This window comes from Vibrio japonicus, assembly GCF_024582835.1.
GTDB classification, from domain to species: domain Bacteria; phylum Pseudomonadota; class Gammaproteobacteria; order Enterobacterales; family Vibrionaceae; genus Vibrio; species Vibrio japonicus.
This window is the reverse complement of the sequence record NZ_CP102096.1, coordinates 497965-517228: the sequence shown is the minus strand read 5'-3', so window position 1 is coordinate 517228 and position 19264 is coordinate 497965. Positions and strand designations below refer to the sequence as shown.

Genomic DNA, 19264 nt, shown 5'->3' with positions numbered 1-19264 from the left:
CTTTAATTAACGCTGCAGTGTAAAAAACAATCAAGACAATCATAAGGAGCGGTGCATGAGAAGATTTCTTTGTCTGTCAGCGATGATGTTTTCTGGTTATGTTTACGCTGTCGATCTGCCTACGCTCCCTTCTCAACAGCTCTCCTCCCCACATAGTGTTTTTCTTTCAAGCGAACAGGATCAAGCCGATATTAATTCTTGGAAGGTCAATGGGGGTTATTCTTATAGCGTATTCGATAAGCTGGATGTCTACGTAGGCGCTCGCTTTAACAACAATACCAAAGCAAATGAGACTGGCGTTCTGAGTGGAGTGAGTTATCAACTAACCCCCAGACTGTCTTTAGCCAGTACGTTACATTCGTATAACTCTGAGTCTGTAGAAAATAAGAAAGACACCGCGTTGTCAGCGGAAGTGTCTAGCCGTGTTAGGCTCACTGAAAACTTAGACTTACATGCCACCCTTGACTATCAAGAGTGGCAAAAAGAAGTGGAATTTGGGTTAGGTTTTCGTTTTTAGATCCATTCCAACTTTTCGGTAGACATTAATACACCATTCCAATCTGCATAGATGTAATCGCCAGGCTGAATCATTTGGTTATGAATAGTGAGCGTGACGTTCACATCGCCAACGCCGCGTTTCTCAGTTTTAAATGGGTTAGTACCCAGCGCTTTTATGCCGAGTTGCATTTCCGCCATTGCCGCAACATCACGTATTGCACCGTTTACAATCACCCCTTCCCAATTGTTATCAATCGCTAAAATAGCGAGTTGGTCACCCAGTAATGCTTTTTGGCAAGAGCCATGACCGTCAACAAACAGCACCTTCCCGGTTCCATCCTGACTTAATACTTCTCGTACTTTAGAATTATCGTGATAGCAGCGAACTGTGACTATTTCACCAAAAAAAGCGCTCTTATGACCAAAATTGAGCAAAGGCAGCTCAACAAGTGTGACCTTATCTTCGTGTTTATCACAAATATCTGGGGTTATATCTTTCATTTTTTCCTCCTTGAGATTGCTAATTAATCCTTTAACCTACTGCGAATGCGCCACTCTCCAAGCTCTAATTTTGATTTATCTTCTAGGCACGAAACGAGATACAACCTCGTACCTTCAACAAAATAAATGGCGTTTTGACCAAATTTACGCGCTAGATTTATGGCTTCTGATTCACTAATGTCGACTGCGAAACTCTCTTCAACCCAGGAAAATGTTTTATCTCCAACCAGTACTTCCACAAAGTAATTATGGTTGATTTCCTGCAGTAACCTTTTATTTTTTAATTTATTCTCATTAGTGGCTAACCGCTTACTTGAAGGATTCCATGCCGTGATAATAGCAAAAGAATCGCGTGTACATTTCTGCCTAAAACGAAAGTAAGGATCTGAATAGGCAGCCAAAAGTTGAGCATCAATTTTCATATAAGCTACAGTTTTACATTTCCTTAGTACTATTAATATTTGTTACATTCTAACTCTTGATATAAATCAACAAAGTGATTGGAATTAAGACTTCTACGTTGTTAGCATGCTGTTAACATTATAGAATCCGCTTAAAAGACTAATGGAGCTACTGAGGAATAGGAACCTCACCAAGGTAATACAGAAAAATCCAAGGATGGCGGGCGATCAAAGAAAGTGAAATATTATGTTCTTTGGTTTATTATCAACATCACATTACCCGTATGTTATGTTTTTGCCTAAAATTTATTCCATTAGCACATTTTTTTCACAAGTTTAGGTACCGCCAATGCAAACCCCGCACATTCTTATTGTCGAAGATGAGCAAGTAACTCGTAACACTCTTAAGAGTATTTTTGAAGCAGAGGGATACGCTGTTTTTGAGGCCAGTGACGGTGAAGAGATGCACCAGGTACTGTCCGACAACCAAGTAAACTTGGTCATTATGGACATTAACCTTCCAGGTAAAAACGGCCTATTGCTGGCCCGTGAACTGCGCGAGCAAGCAAACGTTGCGCTGATGTTCTTAACTGGTCGTGACAATGAAGTTGATAAAATCCTAGGTCTGGAAATCGGAGCGGATGATTACATCACCAAACCGTTTAATCCTCGCGAACTGACTATCCGTGCTCGCAACCTACTTAACCGTTCAATGAGCGCTAGCCCAATAACGGAAGAAAAGCGTAGCGTAGAAAAATACGAGTTCAACGGTTGGGTTCTTGATATCAACAGTCGTTCTTTGGTTAGCCCAAATGGCGACGGTTACAAATTACCACGCTCAGAGTTCCGCGCTCTACTTCACTTCTGTGAAAACCCAGGCAAAATTCAGACGCGCGCCGATCTTCTGAAGAAGATGACTGGCCGTGAGCTTAAGCCACATGACCGTACTGTTGACGTAACGATTCGTCGTATCCGTAAACACTTTGAGTCTGTATCTGGTACGCCAGAAATCATCGCAACGATTCACGGTGAAGGCTACCGCTTCTGTGGTGATCTAGAAGAATAAGTTCAAGAAGAGCTGACTACTGACTAAATGGAGCCAAATGGCTCCATTTTTGTCTCTCCAAAAAAACAAAACGCCCACATCAGTGGGCGTTTACGTAACAAGTCTGAGAGTAATTACTTACCCTTTCCCACCTTTAATGGCATCGATGATTTCAGTCGTTGAACAACCATCTTCAAAGTTTAATACTTTTACTTCACCACCATTTGCGATGACTTCTTTACCACCAGCAATCTCTTCTGGTTTGTAGTCACCACCTTTTACCAATAGATCTGGCAAGATTTCTGAAATTAAGCGCTGCGGCGTGTCTTCACCAAAAGGCACAACCCAGTCTACCGCCCCTAATCCCGCTAGTACCGCCATACGACGATCTGTCGGGTTTACCGGACGACCAGGACCCTTAAGGCGTTTAACCGACTCATCGGTGTTTACAGCGACAATCAGGCGATCGCCAAGTTCTGCAGCATGGTTTAAGTATGAGACGTGGCCAGCATGAAGAATGTCGAAACAACCATTGGTCATGACTACTTTCTCACCTTTCGATTGCGCTTTTTTAACCGCGTCAATCAACTCTTTTTCGCTAATCACACCGAAATCGGTATCTTGGCTTCCATGTACAGCTTCTGCCAGTTCAATGGTAGAAACGGTCGACGTGCCCAATTTACCCACGACAACCCCTGCTGCAGCGTTAGCTAGTGCACACGCTTCATCCAGAGGTTTACCTGCCGCGACAGACGCCGCAAGAACCGAAATAACGGTATCACCCGCACCTGTCACGTCGTACACTTCTTTCGCTTGAGTCGGAAGATGGAATGGCTTCTGCCCACGACGAAGTAGCGTCATACCGTGTTCACTGCGAGTAACCAGTAGTGCTTCAAAATCGTAATCTTCGATCAGTTGAAGGCCTTTTTCTTCCAAATCTTGATCCGATTTTACTTTACCTACTACTAGCTCAAATTCAGCCATATTCGGTGTTAGCAATGTCGCACCACGGTAGCGTTCGAAATCCGCACCTTTAGGATCAATGAAAACAGGCACATTAGCTGCGCGCGCTTTTTGAATAAATAATTGAACGTGTTCCAACGCACCTTTCGCGTAGTCAGAAAGTACCACCGCTTTCACTTTAGGCAGAGATTGTTCCATGCGTTCCAGAATGGTACTTGGATCAATATTCTCAAATTTATCTTCAAAATCGAGACGGATCAGTTGCTGACCGCGACTCATCACACGCAACTTCGTAATGGTTGGAAAATTTGGTAGGCCAACAAAGTTACACTTAACGTTCAGAGCGCTCAACGTTTCATTCAGTGCTTTAGCTGGTTCATCGATCCCAGTTAAACCTACGATATGAGCTTGTCCACCTAGCGACGCTATGTTCATAGCAACGTTGGCTGCCCCACCCGGGCGCTCTTCGTTATTTTCTACTTTTACCACAGGCACAGGTGCTTCAGGTGAGATTCGCCCAGTTGGTCCATACCAATAGCGATCTAGCATTACATCACCAATTATCAATACACCGGAATCCTTGTAGTTAGGTAGGATTGGTTTCATCGTCGATCTCCACAATTAAATCTGGCCTGAGTTTATCACAGCGTTTTTCTGCCCTAAACCCTTCACTGCGCTATGTGTGTACCTGCTTAGCTCAATATCGGAAAGTTAATCTAGCCATTCACTCCAGAGTTTTGTCACCATTTCTCTTTCAGGAACAAACTTCTCATTCGCGACATCGGCGTCTAGGTTGAGCAAGTTACGACGATGGATTTGGTTTCGCATAGCGGTGTAAGCATGAGTGATTGCCATCGCTTTATCTTCATCCATCACGCCTTGTGCAATCATAGTCTCAAATATTCGAACGTTGTCACTCCATCGAGTGAGCTTTGGCTTTTCATGGCTAAATCGCAGCACTAAATACTGAGCTAAAAATTCGACATCCGTGATGCCTCCGGGATCTTGCTTAAGCATGAATCGCCCAGCCTTCTTGCCTCCTAGGTGGTCGCGCATTTTAATTCGCATATCAACCACCTCCTGCTTGAGCTTGTCTTCATCTCGCTCTAACGTCAGGACATCATGGCGAGTTTTGGCAAAGCTTTGCTGCAATGGTTCATCACCATAAATCATTCTCGCCCGTACAAGTGCCTGGTGCTCCCAAGTCCACGCTTCATTGTGCTGATATTCATCAAATGCTTCTGCTGGGCTGACTAATAGTCCTGAAGCGCCTGAAGGACGTAAGCGAGTATCCACTTCGTAGAGAATGCCCGAGGCTGTTCGCGTCGAGAAAATATGGATGATGCGTTGAGCCAATCTCAGATAAAACTGGCGACCATCAATTTCTTTTTTGCCATCCGTGTATGCGTCTACTGGGCAGTCGTGCATAAAGACAATATCGAGGTCCGAGTTATAGCCTAGCTCCCAACCGCCAACTTTGCCGTAACCTATCACCCCAAAGCCTTTTCCTTCTCTATCTTTCAGGTGAGTCGGTTCGCCATATTTTTCAGCAATTTGTAACCACGCCTGATGCACTACCGATTCCACAATCGCTTCCGCCAGATAGGTTAAGTGATCACTCACTTTCATCACCGGGAGCACGCCTGCGATATCCGCTGCCGCAATTCTCAGTATGCAGATTTGCTTAAACTGGCGTAGCGCTTCCATCTGTTGTTCCATATCATCTTCGGGAATGCGGGCTAAAAAGTCTCGTAATTCCGTGCGATAACTTTCTAAAGGAATCGGATTATACAACTGCTGCGGGTCAATAAGCTCATCCAGCAGAATAGGATAACGGCCAAGCTGCTCAGAAATCATCGGGCTTGCTGTACATAAGCGGACAAGTTGCGTCAGTGCGGCAGAGTGTTCATCAAGCAATTCAAGATAGGTCGTTCGAGTGACGATTTTATTCAGAAGATGCAAAACTCTCGATAAACCAAACTCCGCATCTGGATGTGAATAGATGGAAGAAAAAACTTTCGGCATCAATCTGTTTAGCACTTCGCGTCCACGAGGCCCAAGCGTTTTTTTCGCCAAATCTTTTTTGAATTGCAAAATGGTGTTGGCCATGACTTGCGGTTCTTGCACACCGATGTCGTGGGTAAGGACATTTTCGATCACTTCCTGATTTTCTATCATGTCCCACAACTCATGAAAGTGACTGTCGACATCTGACGCTTCTTCTCCCTCATCACCAATGAGGGTTTTGAACACTTGATGCACGGCCGACATATGATGATGAACATCGTCCATCAACTCGCTCCAGCTTGAATACCCCATCGCGATAGAAAGCTGTAGTTGTTCAGTGTCACTCTCTGGGAGCGTTTGCGTCTGCTTATCGGCCATGGCTTGCAATAAATTCTCAAGGCGGCGTAGGAATTTATATGCCTTTCTTAGCTCACCCACATCCCCTGCTTTCAGCAGTTCTAACTCTTCGATAGCTTCAAGCGTGATTAACAACCCGCGATGACGCAGACTTGGCTCTCGCCCACCACGAATGAGCTGAAAAACTTGCGCGATAAACTCAATTTCACGGATGCCACCCGCCCCCAATTTGATGTTATTGCTCAAACCACGGCGGCGAACTTCGCTACTTATCATCGATTTCATACGACGAAGAGACTGAATAGCACTGAAGTCCATGTAACGACGAAATACAAACGGACGTAACATTTGACGTAGCTCTTGGTATTGAGGGTACATCTCACTGCCCATGACACGCGCTTTGATCATGGCATAACGCTCCCAGTCGCGCCCTTGCTCTTGGTAGTAATCTTCTAGCGCAGCATAACTCATCACTAATGGCCCACTGTCGCCAAACGGGCGTAAACGCATATCGACTCGGTAGCAGAAACCATCAAACGTTTGTTGATCAAGCGCTTTAATGATTCTCTGACCTAGACGAGTAAAAAACTGAGCATTTGCGATACTACGACGCGTACCTTGCGTTTCACCGTTTTCTGGATACGTGAAAATAAGATCAATGTCAGATGAGAAATTGAGCTCCCCACCTCCCAGTTTTCCCATGCCCATGATCAGCATTGGCTGAGCTTCGCCTTCTGAGTTGCAAGGCGTTCCCCACAATTCACAGCATGCTTTGTATTGCCATTGATACGTTTCGAAAATCATCGCTTCAGCAAGATGGGAAATATGCTCCAGACTCTCTTCTAGGCTCCAACTGCCAGTGAAATCTCGCCACGCGATGTAAACCATTTCTCGGTTGCGGAACTGCCTAAGCACCCGATGCCCTTGAATCTCATCAGAACAACCTAAAAGTAGCTCAGCTAATCTTTCCCTATATGAATGACAACGAGATTGCTCTTCAACCATGTCAGGAAACGCTTGCAACAAATGTTCATCGGTCTTCATTGTTTCCGCTATGAACCGGCTTAAACCCGCGACATAGTTCAGCTTCACACGCAGCGTTTCGGGCCAGTTAGCCAAAATATCAGATTCGTTTAGCGGTTCGAGCGCGGCTTGAGAAATGGGGATGAGGCTTTCTGGCAGTTGCATGAATCTTCCTTGTGTATCAATACCAATCTAGGTAACGATTGAAATGGTAATAGCTAGTTATATCTCAAAATCTATCTAATAAAAAACGCCCACTCTCACTAGTGGGCGTTTGTTCATGATTATCTTGATGTTGCTAGACATTGAACGATGTGATCTTCTTGTCCAACTCTTCTGCGTTTTTCTGCATTAACTCTGACGTTTCGAGCAATTCAGACACAACCGTTACCGATGCTTCCACCAGCGAACGAACATTGGTCAGGTTCTGGCTCATTTCTTCTGCAACGCTACTCTGCTGACCTGCCGCCGTTGCTATCTGGAAATTCATCTCATTAATCTGATTAACTTGGCTAACAATACCGTCCAATTCACTGCCTGCGTTGGTGACCAGTTCAACACCTTCAGCCGCTTCCACCACACTTCTCTCCATCAAGTCGACCGCAGAAGTCGCACTCGATTGCAGCTGAGCGATCATCTCTTGAATTTCCACTGTCGCTTGTTGCGTACGTTGGGCAAGATTACGCACTTCGTCAGCAACCACAGCAAAGCCTCGTCCTGCTTCCCCCGCGCGAGCCGCTTCAATAGCCGCATTCAATGCCAGTAAGTTTGTCTGTTCTGAGATACTTTGAATCGTCCCAACAACGCTGCCAATGGCTTCGACACTTTCTTCAACTTCATTAACAGCTTGAGCTGACGCAGCTATGTCTTTCGACAAGTCACTAATTTTGGATACCGTACCCTTAACAAAGTACTGGCCTGTCTCTGCTTGACCTGCGGCATTTTCAGTCAGTGAAGATGCACTTTGAGCATGATCTGCGACGGTTTGTACGGTTGAGCTCATCTCACTCATCGCTGTCGCAAGTTGATCGATCTCATTGAACTCTTCTTGCGCCGACTCTTTCGTCTCCGACATGCTCAACGTCATGACTTCCGTTAGCCCCGCTAACTCCTGCGAAGAACTGATTTGTAGCTTGATCATTTCTTGTAACTGAGTACGCGTTTTTTCTAGCTCTCGGGCAACATCGCCATACTCATCTTTGCAGTCCATTTGGATTGGGACAGACAGATCTTTTTCAGCCATTAATTTAATGGACTCACTTAGATATTGAGTCTGACGCAGCATGATACGAGCCGCAAACAGCAATAGCGTGACAAACACGACGATCATTATTCCGGTTTGCCAGACCACCTGAACAATGTACGAGTCATAGTGCTGCTGCGCGACATCGATATTGTTGGTTGCCGCCAAAAGGGACTCATAGAACGTACTCGCATCCCATAACTGTTTCGCAATGATGAGCACTGTACTAAACAACATCAACAGCACCATTTTAGGAACGAGGCGCACATCTGTGATGACTCGCTCCCAAGGTTTAAATGACATTCTCGTCATTGTTCATTCCCCATTAAGTCTTATAATTTGATTCGTTCCTGATACATAAATGAACACGAATTCGCTCATACTGACCGTTCAAACGGCATTCATTATTTATTTCGAGCCTCGTATGAAAAAAGATATTATCAAAAACGATACAAAGCCGATGAGTCTGCTATCACTAATCTTGTCTTTTATGGCGCTATTCGTGGTCTCAGGCCTGCTATTTTTCCCGTTACAGGCTGATACCCGACAAGTTCTTATCGGCTTAGACTTTATAATCTGTAGTATTTTTATGCTGCAACTCGGGATCGATCTCATCCGTTCCAAAGATCGCGTGACATTTATGAAACAACACTGGATCGACTTTATTGCCAGTATTCCTATGATCGAACCACTTCGCTATGCACGATTAGTCCAAATGTTACGCGTCGTATTGGGTATTCATTCAGGTCGTCATTTATATAGCCAACTACTCAGCAACCGCCGTGAAACTACGTTTGCTTCTATTATATTTATCTTGATCATGCTACTGACCATCGGTGCGATTTTGATGGTACTTATCGAGCGCAAGTCTCCAGATGCCAATATTCAAACTGGCGCTGACGCACTTTGGTGGGCTTTGGTGACGATTTCAACGGTAGGATACGGTGACCACTATCCGGTCACAAATGGGGGGAAAATATTAGCAGGGATACTGATTATCTGTGGAGTCGGTGTATTCGGTATGATCTCAGGCTTGGTGACATCCTTTCTTACTTCACCTACCTCAGTACAAAACGAACGCGCGGAACGCAAAGAACAGATGATCATGGAGTTACTTGATAAACAAGATTTGATACTTCAGCGTTTAGACGAATTAGAAAAGAAGAACGAACTCAACCGCAAACCATAACGTGCAAGAGTAAGTAAGGGAGCACTACACTCCCTTATCAGATCCGGTCTTACATCCAATTAGTCACGCCAATATGGTTCGGTTTCAATACAACTCATTCGGGTCTGTTCCATTGCATGAAGAATGGAGTTTTCCTGACGACCCAGCCAACGTTCGAGCTGCTCTTTTTCTTCGCCTTGCAGTTTGTCTGTCTGCTTATTCAAAGTGCGTAGCGTAAGTAAATCATCAATACCGTGCAGCAAGTCGCTCCAAGGCATTCGAAAGACTGTTCGCTCTTCCATATCAAACAAGCTGGCAAAACACACTCCGGTATACAAGTTACGCATCAACCGATATTGCTGATCGATATAATCCTGAGCCAAAAGGTTGCGTTCAGGAGGAAAGGCCTCCATCAAATCCGCCCAAGTGCGATCTAACTGTTGCACCGAAAAATGTTCAATATTCAGCGACATTTTCTCGCGTGCCTTTTCATCAAGGAAAGGCTGCCAGCCACGCGTTAGAATCCAACGACTCAAATCGAGCAATAATCCCGTATATCGAGCCGAAGTGAATTGCTCTAGAATCTCTTGTCTCGGAGGTAAATCGTCTTGTTCTTGCTTGAGTTCGGCAACGAGGAATTTTCGTGCATCCAACTTACGAAGCGCATGACCTTTGTCTTCTAGTAGGTCTTCAAGATAATCATACTCTTTCAACCATTCTAGGCTCTGCTCTAACCACTTGAGTTCTTGACGTAAAATCGCGCTTGCTCTGCGAGGAACAATACCACCATAGACCGTCAAGACTTGGCGAATGAAGCTCACTGAGTTTTTTATCTCATGAAGCGCGTCGATTGATTCCCTTTCAAAGTAAATCTGCTCATGATAGTGCCAATGAGACAACGCGTGCTCTAAAGAGTTAATTAAGCAAGACTCGACGGTGTCATTTTTGTCTGTTGCGACCAACGTCATTTCTTTGATTTCATCGCCTTTGTAGCCTGTGGCTAAGCGATAACCCTTTGCGGCCTTGCTCAAGTTTCCAAGGCGCATTCCACCCTCTTCTGAAAACCGACGGGCTAAAGTGAACAACGCCTCTGTCTGACCAGATTTAAGCTCCAGCTCCACCTCACAGATTGGATCTTCTTTATCATCAGCTTCTACCTTGCCTTGATCAAACGCAACTTCTATCTGACTGCCATCGGGCATGCAGATAAGCCACTGCTCACGGGTGAAGTTCGTCGAAAAAAGAGGGGTGAGTTCATCTTGAAGCGTTGCAACATCTTTACCTGTTGGCCAAATGTCGCCAGGGTGAAGCGTTAACTCAGGAACATTGCTGTTATGTTCAGCATTGTATTCTGGGCGTTGGTGGAGTCCGGCAACCACTCGCCCTGCGGTTTTTACGGTTTGAACATAAACATCATCAAATCGACGAATGCGCAAGCCAATGTCATGTTGGCGTAACCACTTGTCAGGAGTATCGAAGTAAGTGTTCCCTAGCTCGCGACAACTGTGCTGAAGTACCTTTTCCTGAGAAATTTTCTTTATTAAAGTATCTGAAAATTCAGGAGAAACAAAAAACTTCAGTTCTATCTCGGTTTCCATAGTTATACCTTTCGAAGCAGATAGAAACAGGATATTGCCAATTTTCTTACACGGCAAGAAAGAAATATCGACGGTATGATGATCTAAAACAGTTTTAATGCGTGATTGAATGCGTTAACATGCGCGCCTTTATAGCCATCGCTCAACATTTCGCCTCAAATTGGTGTATGTTATTTTTAGGTTATATTAATTAGGTTGAATGACCATGCCAGTAAATACAATTATGGGGTTATTTGCAAAGTCCCCAATTAAGCCTTTGCAACGCCACGTTGTGTGTGTGAACGAATGTTGCTCTCACCTAATCAACTTCTTTGAAGTCAGTTCAAAAGGAGATTGGGAAAAAGCATCTGAAATTCGCGCACAAATTTCTCACTTAGAGAAAGAAGCCGACGTTTTAAAGCGCGAAATTCGTCTAAAACTTCCTCGCGGTTTGTTTATGCCTGTTGACCGTAGCGATATGCTTGAGCTACTTACACAGCAAGACAAATTAGCAAACCTCGCAAAAGATATTGCTGGTCGTGTTTACGGCCGTCGATTAGTCATCCCTGAGCCTCTTCAAGAGAACTTTATTGCGTACGTTAAGCGTTGTCTTGACGCAGCTAACCAAGCGCAAAATGTGATCAACGAGCTCGATGAGTTATTGGAAACTGGATTTAAAGGCCGTGAAGTAACACTTGTGGCTGAAATGATCCACCAATTGGATGTTATCGAAGATGACACCGATGCGATGCAGATCCAACTTCGTCAACAATTGATGGAGATTGAAAGCGGTATGAATCCTATCGACGTCATGTTCTTATACAAAATTCTAGAGTGGGTAGGTGGCATTGCTGATCAGGCGCAACGTGTTGGTGCGCGTCTTGAGCTAATGTTGTCTCGCTCATAAATCATAAGTTAACCAAATAACGAAGAGCATTTTAATTGCACTCCCCTGATTAGGCGATAAATATTAACGTCGCTGAAGGGGCTTTGTCGTGCCTAATTTGCTCCGCTTGTTATCAACAACTAGGTATTACGATGGATATCCTTGCGAACTACGGCACTGTCCTGATTATTGTTGCAGCTCTTTTTGGCTTCCTAATGGCTATTGGTATTGGCGCGAATGACGTCGCTAATGCAATGGGTACTTCTGTAGGCTCTAAAGCGTTAACCGTAAAACAAGCCATCATCATCGCGATGATTTTTGAATTTGCGGGTGCATATCTTGCAGGCGGTGAAGTAACCGACACTATCCGTAAAGGCGTTATTGAAACGTCACTCTTTGCATCTCAGCCCGATGTTCTTGTCTTCGGCATGATGTCTTCCCTTCTCGCTGCTGGTACATGGCTGCTACTAGCGTCATACATGGGCTGGCCAGTATCAACCACTCACTCTATCATCGGTGCTATCATCGGTTTTGCGTGTGTGTCTGTTGGTACAGAAGCGGTAGACTGGGGCTCAGTTCAAGGCATCGTGGGTAGCTGGATCATCACACCAGTGATATCAGGCTTCTTTGCTTACATCATCTTCGTTAGCGCACAACGTTTAATTTTTGATACAGAAACTCCGCTCATTAACGCGAAGCGTTTTGTACCTGTGTACATGTTTATTACCACTATGGTAATTGCGCTAGTGACCATTAAGAAAGGCCTTAAACACGTTGGTCTTCACCTAAGCAACAGTGAAGCTTGGATGTGGTCTGCAATCGTTTCTGGAATGGTCATGGTTGGTGGTTACCTATACATTAAGAAGAAATTTGCAAGTCGTGAAGATGACCATGGGTTTGCGGGTGTTGAGGGTATCTTCAGCGTACTAATGGTAATTACAGCGTGTGCAATGGCATTCGCACACGGCTCTAACGACGTAGCAAACGCGATTGGTCCACTTTCAGCGGTAGTCTCTACTGTTGAGCACATGGGTGAAATCACAACGAAAAGTACAATTGCATGGTGGATTCTTCCACTAGGTGGTTTTGGTATTGTTGTTGGTCTTGCGACACTCGGTCATAAAGTAATGGCAACTGTTGGTACTGGTATTACAGAGCTTACGCCAAGCCGAGGCTTTGCTGCTCAGCTAGCGACCGCATGTACTGTTGTTCTGGCATCAGGTACAGGTCTGCCTATCTCGACGACGCAAACACTAGTAGGTGCTGTTCTTGGTGTGGGTTTTGCGCGTGGTATCGCAGCTCTAAACCTTGGTGTTGTACGTAATATCGTCGCATCTTGGATCGTAACCCTGCCAGCTGGTGCACTATTAGCCGTTGTGTTCTTCTACGCAATTCAAGCTGCATTTTCTTAAAAAATTCGTCAATACAGTGTAAGCTCACTGTCATTATTGACTCAAAAACGCATAAAGGGGGGCTTTGCCTCCCTTCTTTGTTGCAGTCACTCTTGAAACTTTTTACTATTTGGCACTAGCGAAATATAGACACAAAACTGTTAAAGGATTTACCGTGAAAAGACTGCTTTGCTTGCTCTTAGCTTCTCTGGTAGTCGTACCAGCTGCATTTGCTCAAGACCGATACATTGCTGATAAGTTATTTACTTACCTGCACTCTGGACCTAGTAATAAATACCGTATTGTCGGCAGTATTGATGCTGGCGATAAAGTGACGCTTATCTCTACCAATAAAGACTCTGGTTATAGTCAAATTCGGGATCAACGTGGCCGAACAGGCTGGGTTGAGAGCCGATTCGTGACCAGTGAAGAAAGCATGACATTACGCTTACCAAAAATTGAGCAAGAGCTAGCGGAAACAAAGGAAAAGTTAGCCAATGCTCAAGCCACTTCTGATCAGGAAAAAGCTGGCCTTGTTGAGTCACTAGCCACTCGCAATCGCCAGATCTCTGATATGGAACAAAGCTACAGTGATATGAGCCAGCAGCTTTCTGAGGCTCAAGAAGAAGTTCGTAGCTTAAGAGCGAAACTCGATACACAAAAAGATGATCTACTGCTTAAATACTTTATGTATGGTGGTGGTGTCGCAGGTTTCGGTCTTCTATTTGGTTTGCTTCTCCCTCATATCATTCCGCGTAGGCGCCGCTCGCCATCTGGCTGGGCATAAGCTACGATGCCGCTGAATAAGCTGAATAAATAGAAAGGTCGCTCAATGCGACCTTTTTTGATGTAGCTGGTAACTGTCTATGATAGGGATAGACAATTATCCCTTCCAATCGTAAAGCGCTGGCACTTCAATCTTTTCGCCATTGATACTCAACAAACTGCTTTGCTGCTCGATCTTTTCTAATTGAATAGCGTCAGTTATCCAGTCACCTTCTTTGTACTCGCGGCCATTAATCTTCACCCAGCGTTTTGCAGGACTGCTGGAATAGACATGCGTTTCAAAGTTCATTGCGGGGAGCTTGCCATACCACTTATCTCCATCGGTAGAGATATTTGTCATATTGGCCTTCGCTTTCACCCTCGAAGGTGCATCATTACCCAACACTGCTTGTACATGCGATGCTAGCTCAGGAGAAAGCTGAGATAAGTCCAAATCTCCCAGCAGGGAATCGTGTTCCGTTTTTTTGCTCGAACCTACGTTTGAAGCTGCTGGCGGCGCTACTGGGGTTGGCTCCTCATATACTGGTGCAGTGAGTTCATACGTTGCTTGTAACTTCCCAAAACTTGGATACTCCTTCACCTCGTAAGTAAAAGGCACATCCAGAGTAATCTCTTCTTGTTGTACCCTTTCCTTCCATTGGGCTTGCTTCGTTTGGTACAACGGGTAAAGATTGAATGCGCTTACAAACAAAGCCGGGCCTATAAGCAACCCGCATACCAGCAGTTTATTCACTTTTTGCTCCTGTACCGGAGTCTGCTGAGGGTGGTATAGCGGTGAATAAGACGCGGATTGGTAATTTTGCTCTGATTGTTCCAGTGCTTTCATCACTCTAGACATCAAATATTCTCCTCAGACATACTCAGTGATGGAGCATCCATCGGTGCTACCTCAGCCAAACGCTGTAATGTATTCTTACCCGCAATCCCATCCGCAGTTAGCCCTTGCCAACGCTGAAACGTCATCACTTTTTCCTTAAGAGCCAGATCGTAGACATCATCCGTTGCCAACGGCTTACCCAACACTTGCGACAGTTTTTGATCCAACAATGTTATGGCGGTTCCGCGCATACCGAATTTCATGGTTTGCTGCCAGTAACGTCGAGAAATTCGGTGATATTCGCCATTCCAAAGCTGCTCTAGTTCATTCAAAGGTACTTCAACATTTTTGTCTGCAAGCAATAGCTGAGCCTTCTCATCCCCAAGCTTGTACAACACTGCAAAGCTCTCAACGTTGTCTCTTTCAAGGGTGAGTAAAACGGGGACATCTGCAACTCTTAGAGCTTGTATATTCCCACTTGCTCTATCACAGATAAAGGCCCCCTCATTCTCTTGTAAACAAAGTTTGTCCAGCATAGAAGGTTGAAAGCCCCACACCTTGTAAAGGTCGCCAACACCTTGCTCAAAATTGGTAGCGCGGTGAATTTGCTTGGTGAGCTGTTCTGGGAACACTTCTCTTTCGATGACCGTTGCTGACATAGGTGGATAGTGCGCTTCTCCCCACTTATCGATAGCAGGCTCTAAAAGGTCAGGTACATATACATAGCTACCCACCGCCAAAATCGCACCTATGACTGCGGCACTTAGGTAACTTACATTCGCAGAAACGACCGGTTTTGTTGCTGTAGGCGGTTGAAAAGAAGGCTGGAAACTCATCACCTCGTTGCATGCGTGTTGCACGGTTGAGTACTGAGGTGTTTTTTCACCAAGACTGTAAGAGAACTTTAAAGCGGCATCACACACTAGGTTAATGAGTCTAGGAATACCTAAGGTTCGGTGAGCGATTAAGTTTAACGATTTCGAGTTAAATAGGTTTCTATCGCCACCCGCTAACTCCAGTCGATGACGAATATAGCTCGCCGCTTCTTTACTATCGAGGGGGAGTAGATGATAACGTCCTGTAATCCGCTGAGCCAACTGTCTTAACTGAGGCATTTGCAGTTTTTGCTGCAGTTCAGGTTGTCCGATAAGCAGTACTTTCAGTAATTTTTGGCTTTCCGTTTCTAGGTTCGTTAACAATCTTAACTGCTCAAGCACTTCAGCCGATAAATGCTGCGCTTCATCAATGACAAGCAGTGTTTGAACACCGTTAGCGTGATTATGCAATAGAAACTGGTGGATCAGCTGATTCAACGTTTTCAGAGAAGAACCAGACTGATACTCCAGTCCAAACTCGTCACAGATAGCTTCCAACAACTCTAGGTTAGAAAACGTTGGGTTTAAAATAAGCCCTGCATGAACACTGTGATCTAAATTGCTCAGCATGGCTCTTGCCACAGTCGTTTTTCCGGTGCCCACCTCTCCAGTGAGCATCGCAAATCCACCACCCTCACCTAACCCTGCGGTTAGTCTAAGCATCGCTTCTGAATGCCTTTGGCTCTGATAGAGAAAACGAGAGTTGGGGACAATCGAAAATGGCAGTTCTGAAAATCCAAAATATTGCTTATACATTCATCTCGTCTCTGGGAATTTGGTGATAAGGAAAGTACCATTACCAACAATAATAGCCAATTATTAAGTACACAATTGAGAGTGTGATAAGTGCATAGATACCTAGTTGGCGGCGCAGTTCGCGATCGACTCCTAAAAATTGATGTTTATGATAGAGACTGGGTGGTGGTTGGAGCGACACCAGAAGAGCTCGTGCAGCAGGGGTACGTTGCTGTAGGTAAGGAGTTCCCTGTCTTTCTTCATCCAAAAACGAAAGAAGAGCACGCTTTAGCAAGAACCGAACGAAAAGTCGGTGCCGGCTATACAGGTTTTGAGTGCTATTTTGCTCCAGATGTGACGCTTGAAGAAGACTTGCTACGCCGTGATCTGACGATCAATGCGATGGCTCAAGATCCCGATGGCACACTCATCGATCCTTACCGTGGCCAACAAGATCTCAACGATCGTGTTTTACGCCACGTTTCCGATGCTTTTATCGAAGATCCGCTTCGTGTACTTCGAGTCGCTCGATTTGCAGCAAAGTTAAACCACTTAGGCTTTACAATTGCTGATGAAACGCTTGCGTTGATGCGAACCATTGCGCAATCTGGTGAACTCGCGCACCTGACTCCTGAGCGTGTTTGGCAAGAATGGCAGAAATCTCTGTCTACGTCAGACCCACAAGTGTTCATCGAAGTGCTCAGAGAATGTGGCGCGCTAAAAGTAGTGTTACCCGAACTCGATCAGCTATTTGGCGTGCCTCAACCTGAGAAATGGCATCCAGAGATTGATACTGGTGTTCACACGATACTCGTGGCCAAGCAAGCCGCGCTATTGAGCGACTCATTACCCGTCAGATTTGCCGCCCAAGTTCATGACCTTGGTAAAGGTATTACGCCACAAAGCGAGTGGCCTAGTCATAAAATGCATTGTCATACTGGACTCAAGTTGATTAAAGCATTGTGCGAACGAGTCCGTGTACCCAATGAATACCGCGATTTAGCCTTGATGGTATGTGAGCAGCACTCTAACATTCATCGCGCAGCCGAACTTCGTTCAGAAACCAAGCTTAAAATCCTCAATAAACTCGATGTATGGCGCAAACCAGAGCGTTTGAATGATATTTTACTCTGTTGCATGGCTGACAGCCTTGGCCGAACGGGTTATGAAAATTACGAATACTCACAGAAAGGAATATTTGAAACGGCCTACCAAGCTTCACTAAGCGTCAATGTGCAAGACATCATCCAAGATGGGTTTAAAGGTGCTGCCATTCGTGAAGAGATGGAAAAACGCCGTGTTGAAGCGATAGAGAAAACGAAATAACCTCACCTAGCGCCTTCCCTCACATACAAAAACGCCCCGCTTGAGCGAGGCGTTTCAAAAAGCTATTTAGCTAAGCTTAATAATTAAGCCTGACCTTTTACTTCTTTAAGACCGCTTTCTTGTAATGTAGAGGAGCGCGCTCACCTAGCGCCTTCCCCCACATACAAAAACGCCCCGCTTGAGCGAGGCGTTTCAAAAAGCTATTCAGCTAAGCTTAATAATTAAGCCTGACCTTTCACTTCTTTAAGACCGCTTTCTTGTAATGTAGCGGAGCGCGCTCACCTAGCGCCTTCCCCCACATACAAAAACGCCCCGCTTGAGCGAGGCGTTTCAAAAAGCTATTTAGCTAAGCTTAAGGATTAAGCCTGACCTTTCACTTCTTTAAGACCGTTGAAAGGAGCGCGCTCACCTAGAGCTTCCTCGATACGGATTAGTTGGTTGTACTTAGCAACACGGTCAGAACGGCTCATAGAACCAGTCTTGATTTGACCTGCAGCTGTACCTACCGCTAGGTCAGCGATAGTTGCATCTTCAGTTTCGCCAGAACGGTGAGAGATTACTGCTGTGTAACCTGCGTCTTTAGCCATCTTGATTGCAGCTAGAGTCTCAGTTAGAGAACCGATTTGGTTGAACTTGATAAGGATAGAGTTAGCTACGCCTTTCTCGATACCTTCAGCAAGGATCTTAGTGTTAGTAACGAATAGGTCATCACCTACTAGTTGAAGCTTGTCACCTAGTAGTTCAGTTTGGTGCTTGAAGCCAGCCCAATCAGACTCGTCTAGACCATCTTCGATAGAAACGATTGGGAATTGGTTAGCTAGCTCAGCTAGGTAGTGGTTGAACTCTTCAGAAGTGAAAGTCTTACCTTCGCCTTTCATGTTGTAGATGCCAGCGTCTTTGTCGAAGAACTCAGATGCTGCACAGTCCATAGCAAGAGTCACGTCTTTACCTAGCTCGTAGCCCGCAGCTGCAACAGCTTCTGCGATAACTTCTAGAGCTTCAGCGTTAGATTTAAGGTTAGGAGCGAAACCACCTTCGTCACCAACTGCAGTGCTGTAGCCTTTAGACTTAAGAACTTTAGCTAGGTTGTGGAATACTTCAGCACCGATACGTAGACCTTCTTTAAGAGTCTTAGCACCAACTGGCTGGATCATGAACTCTTGGATATCAACGTTGTTGTCTGCGTGCTCACCACCGTTGATGATGTTCATCATTGGTAGAGGCATAGAGAACTGACCAGCAGTACCGTTTAGCTCAGCGATATGCTCGTATAGAGGCATGCCTTTCGCTGCTGCTGCAGCTTTAGCGTTTGCTAGAGAAACTGCTAGGATAGCGTTCGCACCGAATTTAGATTTGTTTTCAGTGCCGTCTAGTTCGATCATTACTGCATCGATTGCAGCTTGGTCTTTAGCGTCTTTGCCAACTAGTGCTTCAGCGATTGCACCGTTAACAGCTTCAACAGCTTTAAGAACACCTTTACCTAGGAAACGTGCTTTGTCACCGTCACGTAGCTCAAGAGCTTCGCGAGAACCAGTTGAAGCGCCAGATGGTGCTGCCGCCATACCAACGAAACCGCCTTCTAGGTGAACTTCAGCTTCTACTGTTGGGTTACCACGTGAGTCGATGATTTCACGACCTAGAACTTTAACGATCTTAGACATTAGT

The 19264-nt window shown here is 45.1% G+C and carries 16 protein-coding genes; 7 read left to right on the top strand and 9 right to left on the bottom strand.

Features of this window, described 5'->3' with window-relative positions; translation table 11 throughout:
• Nucleotides 1-55 precede the first annotated feature (55 nt).
• Nucleotides 56-517, top strand: coding sequence for a hypothetical protein (locus tag NP165_RS02510; protein ID WP_257084769.1), 462 nt, complete (start codon nucleotides 56-58; stop codon nucleotides 515-517).
• Here NP165_RS02510 and NP165_RS02505 read toward each other — a convergent pair.
• Together NP165_RS02505 and NP165_RS02500 are read right to left on the bottom strand one after the other, a co-directional pair.
• Complete coding sequence (locus NP165_RS02505; RefSeq protein WP_257084768.1) at nucleotides 514-999, bottom strand: putative 4-hydroxy-4-methyl-2-oxoglutarate aldolase; 486 nt, start codon at nucleotides 997-999, stop codon at nucleotides 514-516. The two genes, NP165_RS02510 and NP165_RS02505, sit on opposite strands and share 4 nt — an antisense overlap.
• 23 nt (nucleotides 1000-1022) lie before the next feature.
• Nucleotides 1023-1421 carry a DUF3293 domain-containing protein gene (locus NP165_RS02500; protein ID WP_257084767.1) on the bottom strand — a complete coding sequence of 133 codons (399 nt, stop codon included), beginning with the start codon at nucleotides 1419-1421 and terminating at the stop codon, nucleotides 1023-1025.
• Nucleotides 1422-1749: 328 nt separating this feature from the next.
• On the opposite strand from NP165_RS02500, the gene arcA reads away from it, so the two are divergent.
• A complete protein-coding gene (gene arcA / locus NP165_RS02495; RefSeq protein ID WP_257084766.1) occupies nucleotides 1750-2466 on the top strand; it encodes a two-component system response regulator ArcA in 717 nt (238 codons plus the stop codon).
• A gap of 117 nt (nucleotides 2467-2583) precedes the next feature.
• Here arcA and hldE read toward each other — a convergent pair whose 3' ends face one another.
• The 3 genes from hldE to NP165_RS02480 form a co-directional block, all read right to left on the bottom strand.
• Nucleotides 2584-4014, bottom strand: coding sequence for a bifunctional D-glycero-beta-D-manno-heptose-7-phosphate kinase/D-glycero-beta-D-manno-heptose 1-phosphate adenylyltransferase HldE (gene hldE, locus NP165_RS02490; protein WP_257084765.1), 1431 nt, complete (start codon nucleotides 4012-4014; stop codon nucleotides 2584-2586).
• A gap of 105 nt (nucleotides 4015-4119) precedes the next feature.
• Nucleotides 4120-6960, bottom strand: a complete 2841-nt coding sequence (glnE, locus tag NP165_RS02485; protein WP_257084764.1) for a bifunctional [glutamate--ammonia ligase]-adenylyl-L-tyrosine phosphorylase/[glutamate--ammonia-ligase] adenylyltransferase — start codon at nucleotides 6958-6960, stop codon at nucleotides 4120-4122.
• A 133-nt stretch (nucleotides 6961-7093) separates the two neighbouring features.
• A complete protein-coding gene (locus tag NP165_RS02480; protein WP_257084763.1) occupies nucleotides 7094-8350 on the bottom strand; it encodes a methyl-accepting chemotaxis protein in 1257 nt (418 codons plus the stop codon).
• Nucleotides 8351-8462: 112 nt separating this feature from the next.
• On the opposite strand from NP165_RS02480, the gene NP165_RS02475 reads away from it, so the two are divergent.
• Nucleotides 8463-9227 (top strand): potassium channel family protein, encoded by a 765-nt coding sequence (locus tag NP165_RS02475; protein ID WP_257084762.1) that lies wholly within the window; start codon nucleotides 8463-8465, stop codon nucleotides 9225-9227.
• A 59-nt stretch (nucleotides 9228-9286) separates the two neighbouring features.
• Here the strand turns inward: NP165_RS02475 and NP165_RS02470 are convergent, their stop codons facing one another.
• The gene (locus tag NP165_RS02470) at nucleotides 9287-10804 is read right to left on the bottom strand and encodes a CYTH and CHAD domain-containing protein (protein ID WP_257084761.1); all 1518 of its coding nucleotides are present in this window, start codon (nucleotides 10802-10804) and stop codon (nucleotides 9287-9289) included.
• 205 nt (nucleotides 10805-11009) lie between these two features.
• Between NP165_RS02470 and NP165_RS02465 the strand changes: the two genes are divergently transcribed.
• The 3 genes from NP165_RS02465 (at nucleotide 11010) to NP165_RS02455 (ending at nucleotide 13847) form a co-directional block, all read left to right on the top strand.
• Nucleotides 11010-11690, top strand: a complete 681-nt coding sequence (locus tag NP165_RS02465; protein ID WP_257084760.1) for a TIGR00153 family protein — start codon at nucleotides 11010-11012, stop codon at nucleotides 11688-11690.
• Nucleotides 11691-11821: 131 nt separating this feature from the next.
• Nucleotides 11822-13081 carry an inorganic phosphate transporter gene (locus NP165_RS02460; RefSeq protein ID WP_257084759.1) on the top strand — a complete coding sequence of 420 codons (1260 nt, stop codon included), beginning with the start codon at nucleotides 11822-11824 and terminating at the stop codon, nucleotides 13079-13081.
• 154 nt (nucleotides 13082-13235) lie between these two features.
• Nucleotides 13236-13847, top strand: a complete 612-nt coding sequence (locus NP165_RS02455; RefSeq protein ID WP_257084758.1) for a TIGR04211 family SH3 domain-containing protein — start codon at nucleotides 13236-13238, stop codon at nucleotides 13845-13847.
• A 96-nt stretch (nucleotides 13848-13943) separates the two neighbouring features.
• Here NP165_RS02455 and NP165_RS02450 read toward each other — a convergent pair whose 3' ends face one another.
• Together NP165_RS02450 and NP165_RS02445 are read right to left on the bottom strand one after the other, a co-directional pair.
• Complete coding sequence (locus NP165_RS02450; RefSeq protein ID WP_257084757.1) at nucleotides 13944-14684, bottom strand: general secretion pathway protein GspB; 741 nt, start codon at nucleotides 14682-14684, stop codon at nucleotides 13944-13946.
• The gene (locus NP165_RS02445) at nucleotides 14684-16294 is read right to left on the bottom strand and encodes an ExeA family protein (RefSeq protein ID WP_257084756.1); all 1611 of its coding nucleotides are present in this window, start codon (nucleotides 16292-16294) and stop codon (nucleotides 14684-14686) included. Before NP165_RS02445 ends, NP165_RS02450 begins: the two co-directional genes overlap by 1 nt.
• Before the next feature lie 90 nt (nucleotides 16295-16384).
• Between NP165_RS02445 and NP165_RS02440 the strand changes: the two genes are divergently transcribed.
• Complete coding sequence (locus NP165_RS02440) at nucleotides 16385-17599, top strand: multifunctional CCA addition/repair protein (protein ID WP_257084755.1); 1215 nt, start codon at nucleotides 16385-16387, stop codon at nucleotides 17597-17599.
• Nucleotides 17600-17958: 359 nt separating this feature from the next.
• Here the strand turns inward: NP165_RS02440 and eno are convergent, their stop codons facing one another.
• Entirely contained in the window at nucleotides 17959-19260 is a 1302-nt protein-coding gene (eno, locus tag NP165_RS02435; RefSeq protein WP_257084754.1) for a phosphopyruvate hydratase, read from the bottom strand.
• Nucleotides 19261-19264 lie beyond the last annotated feature (4 nt).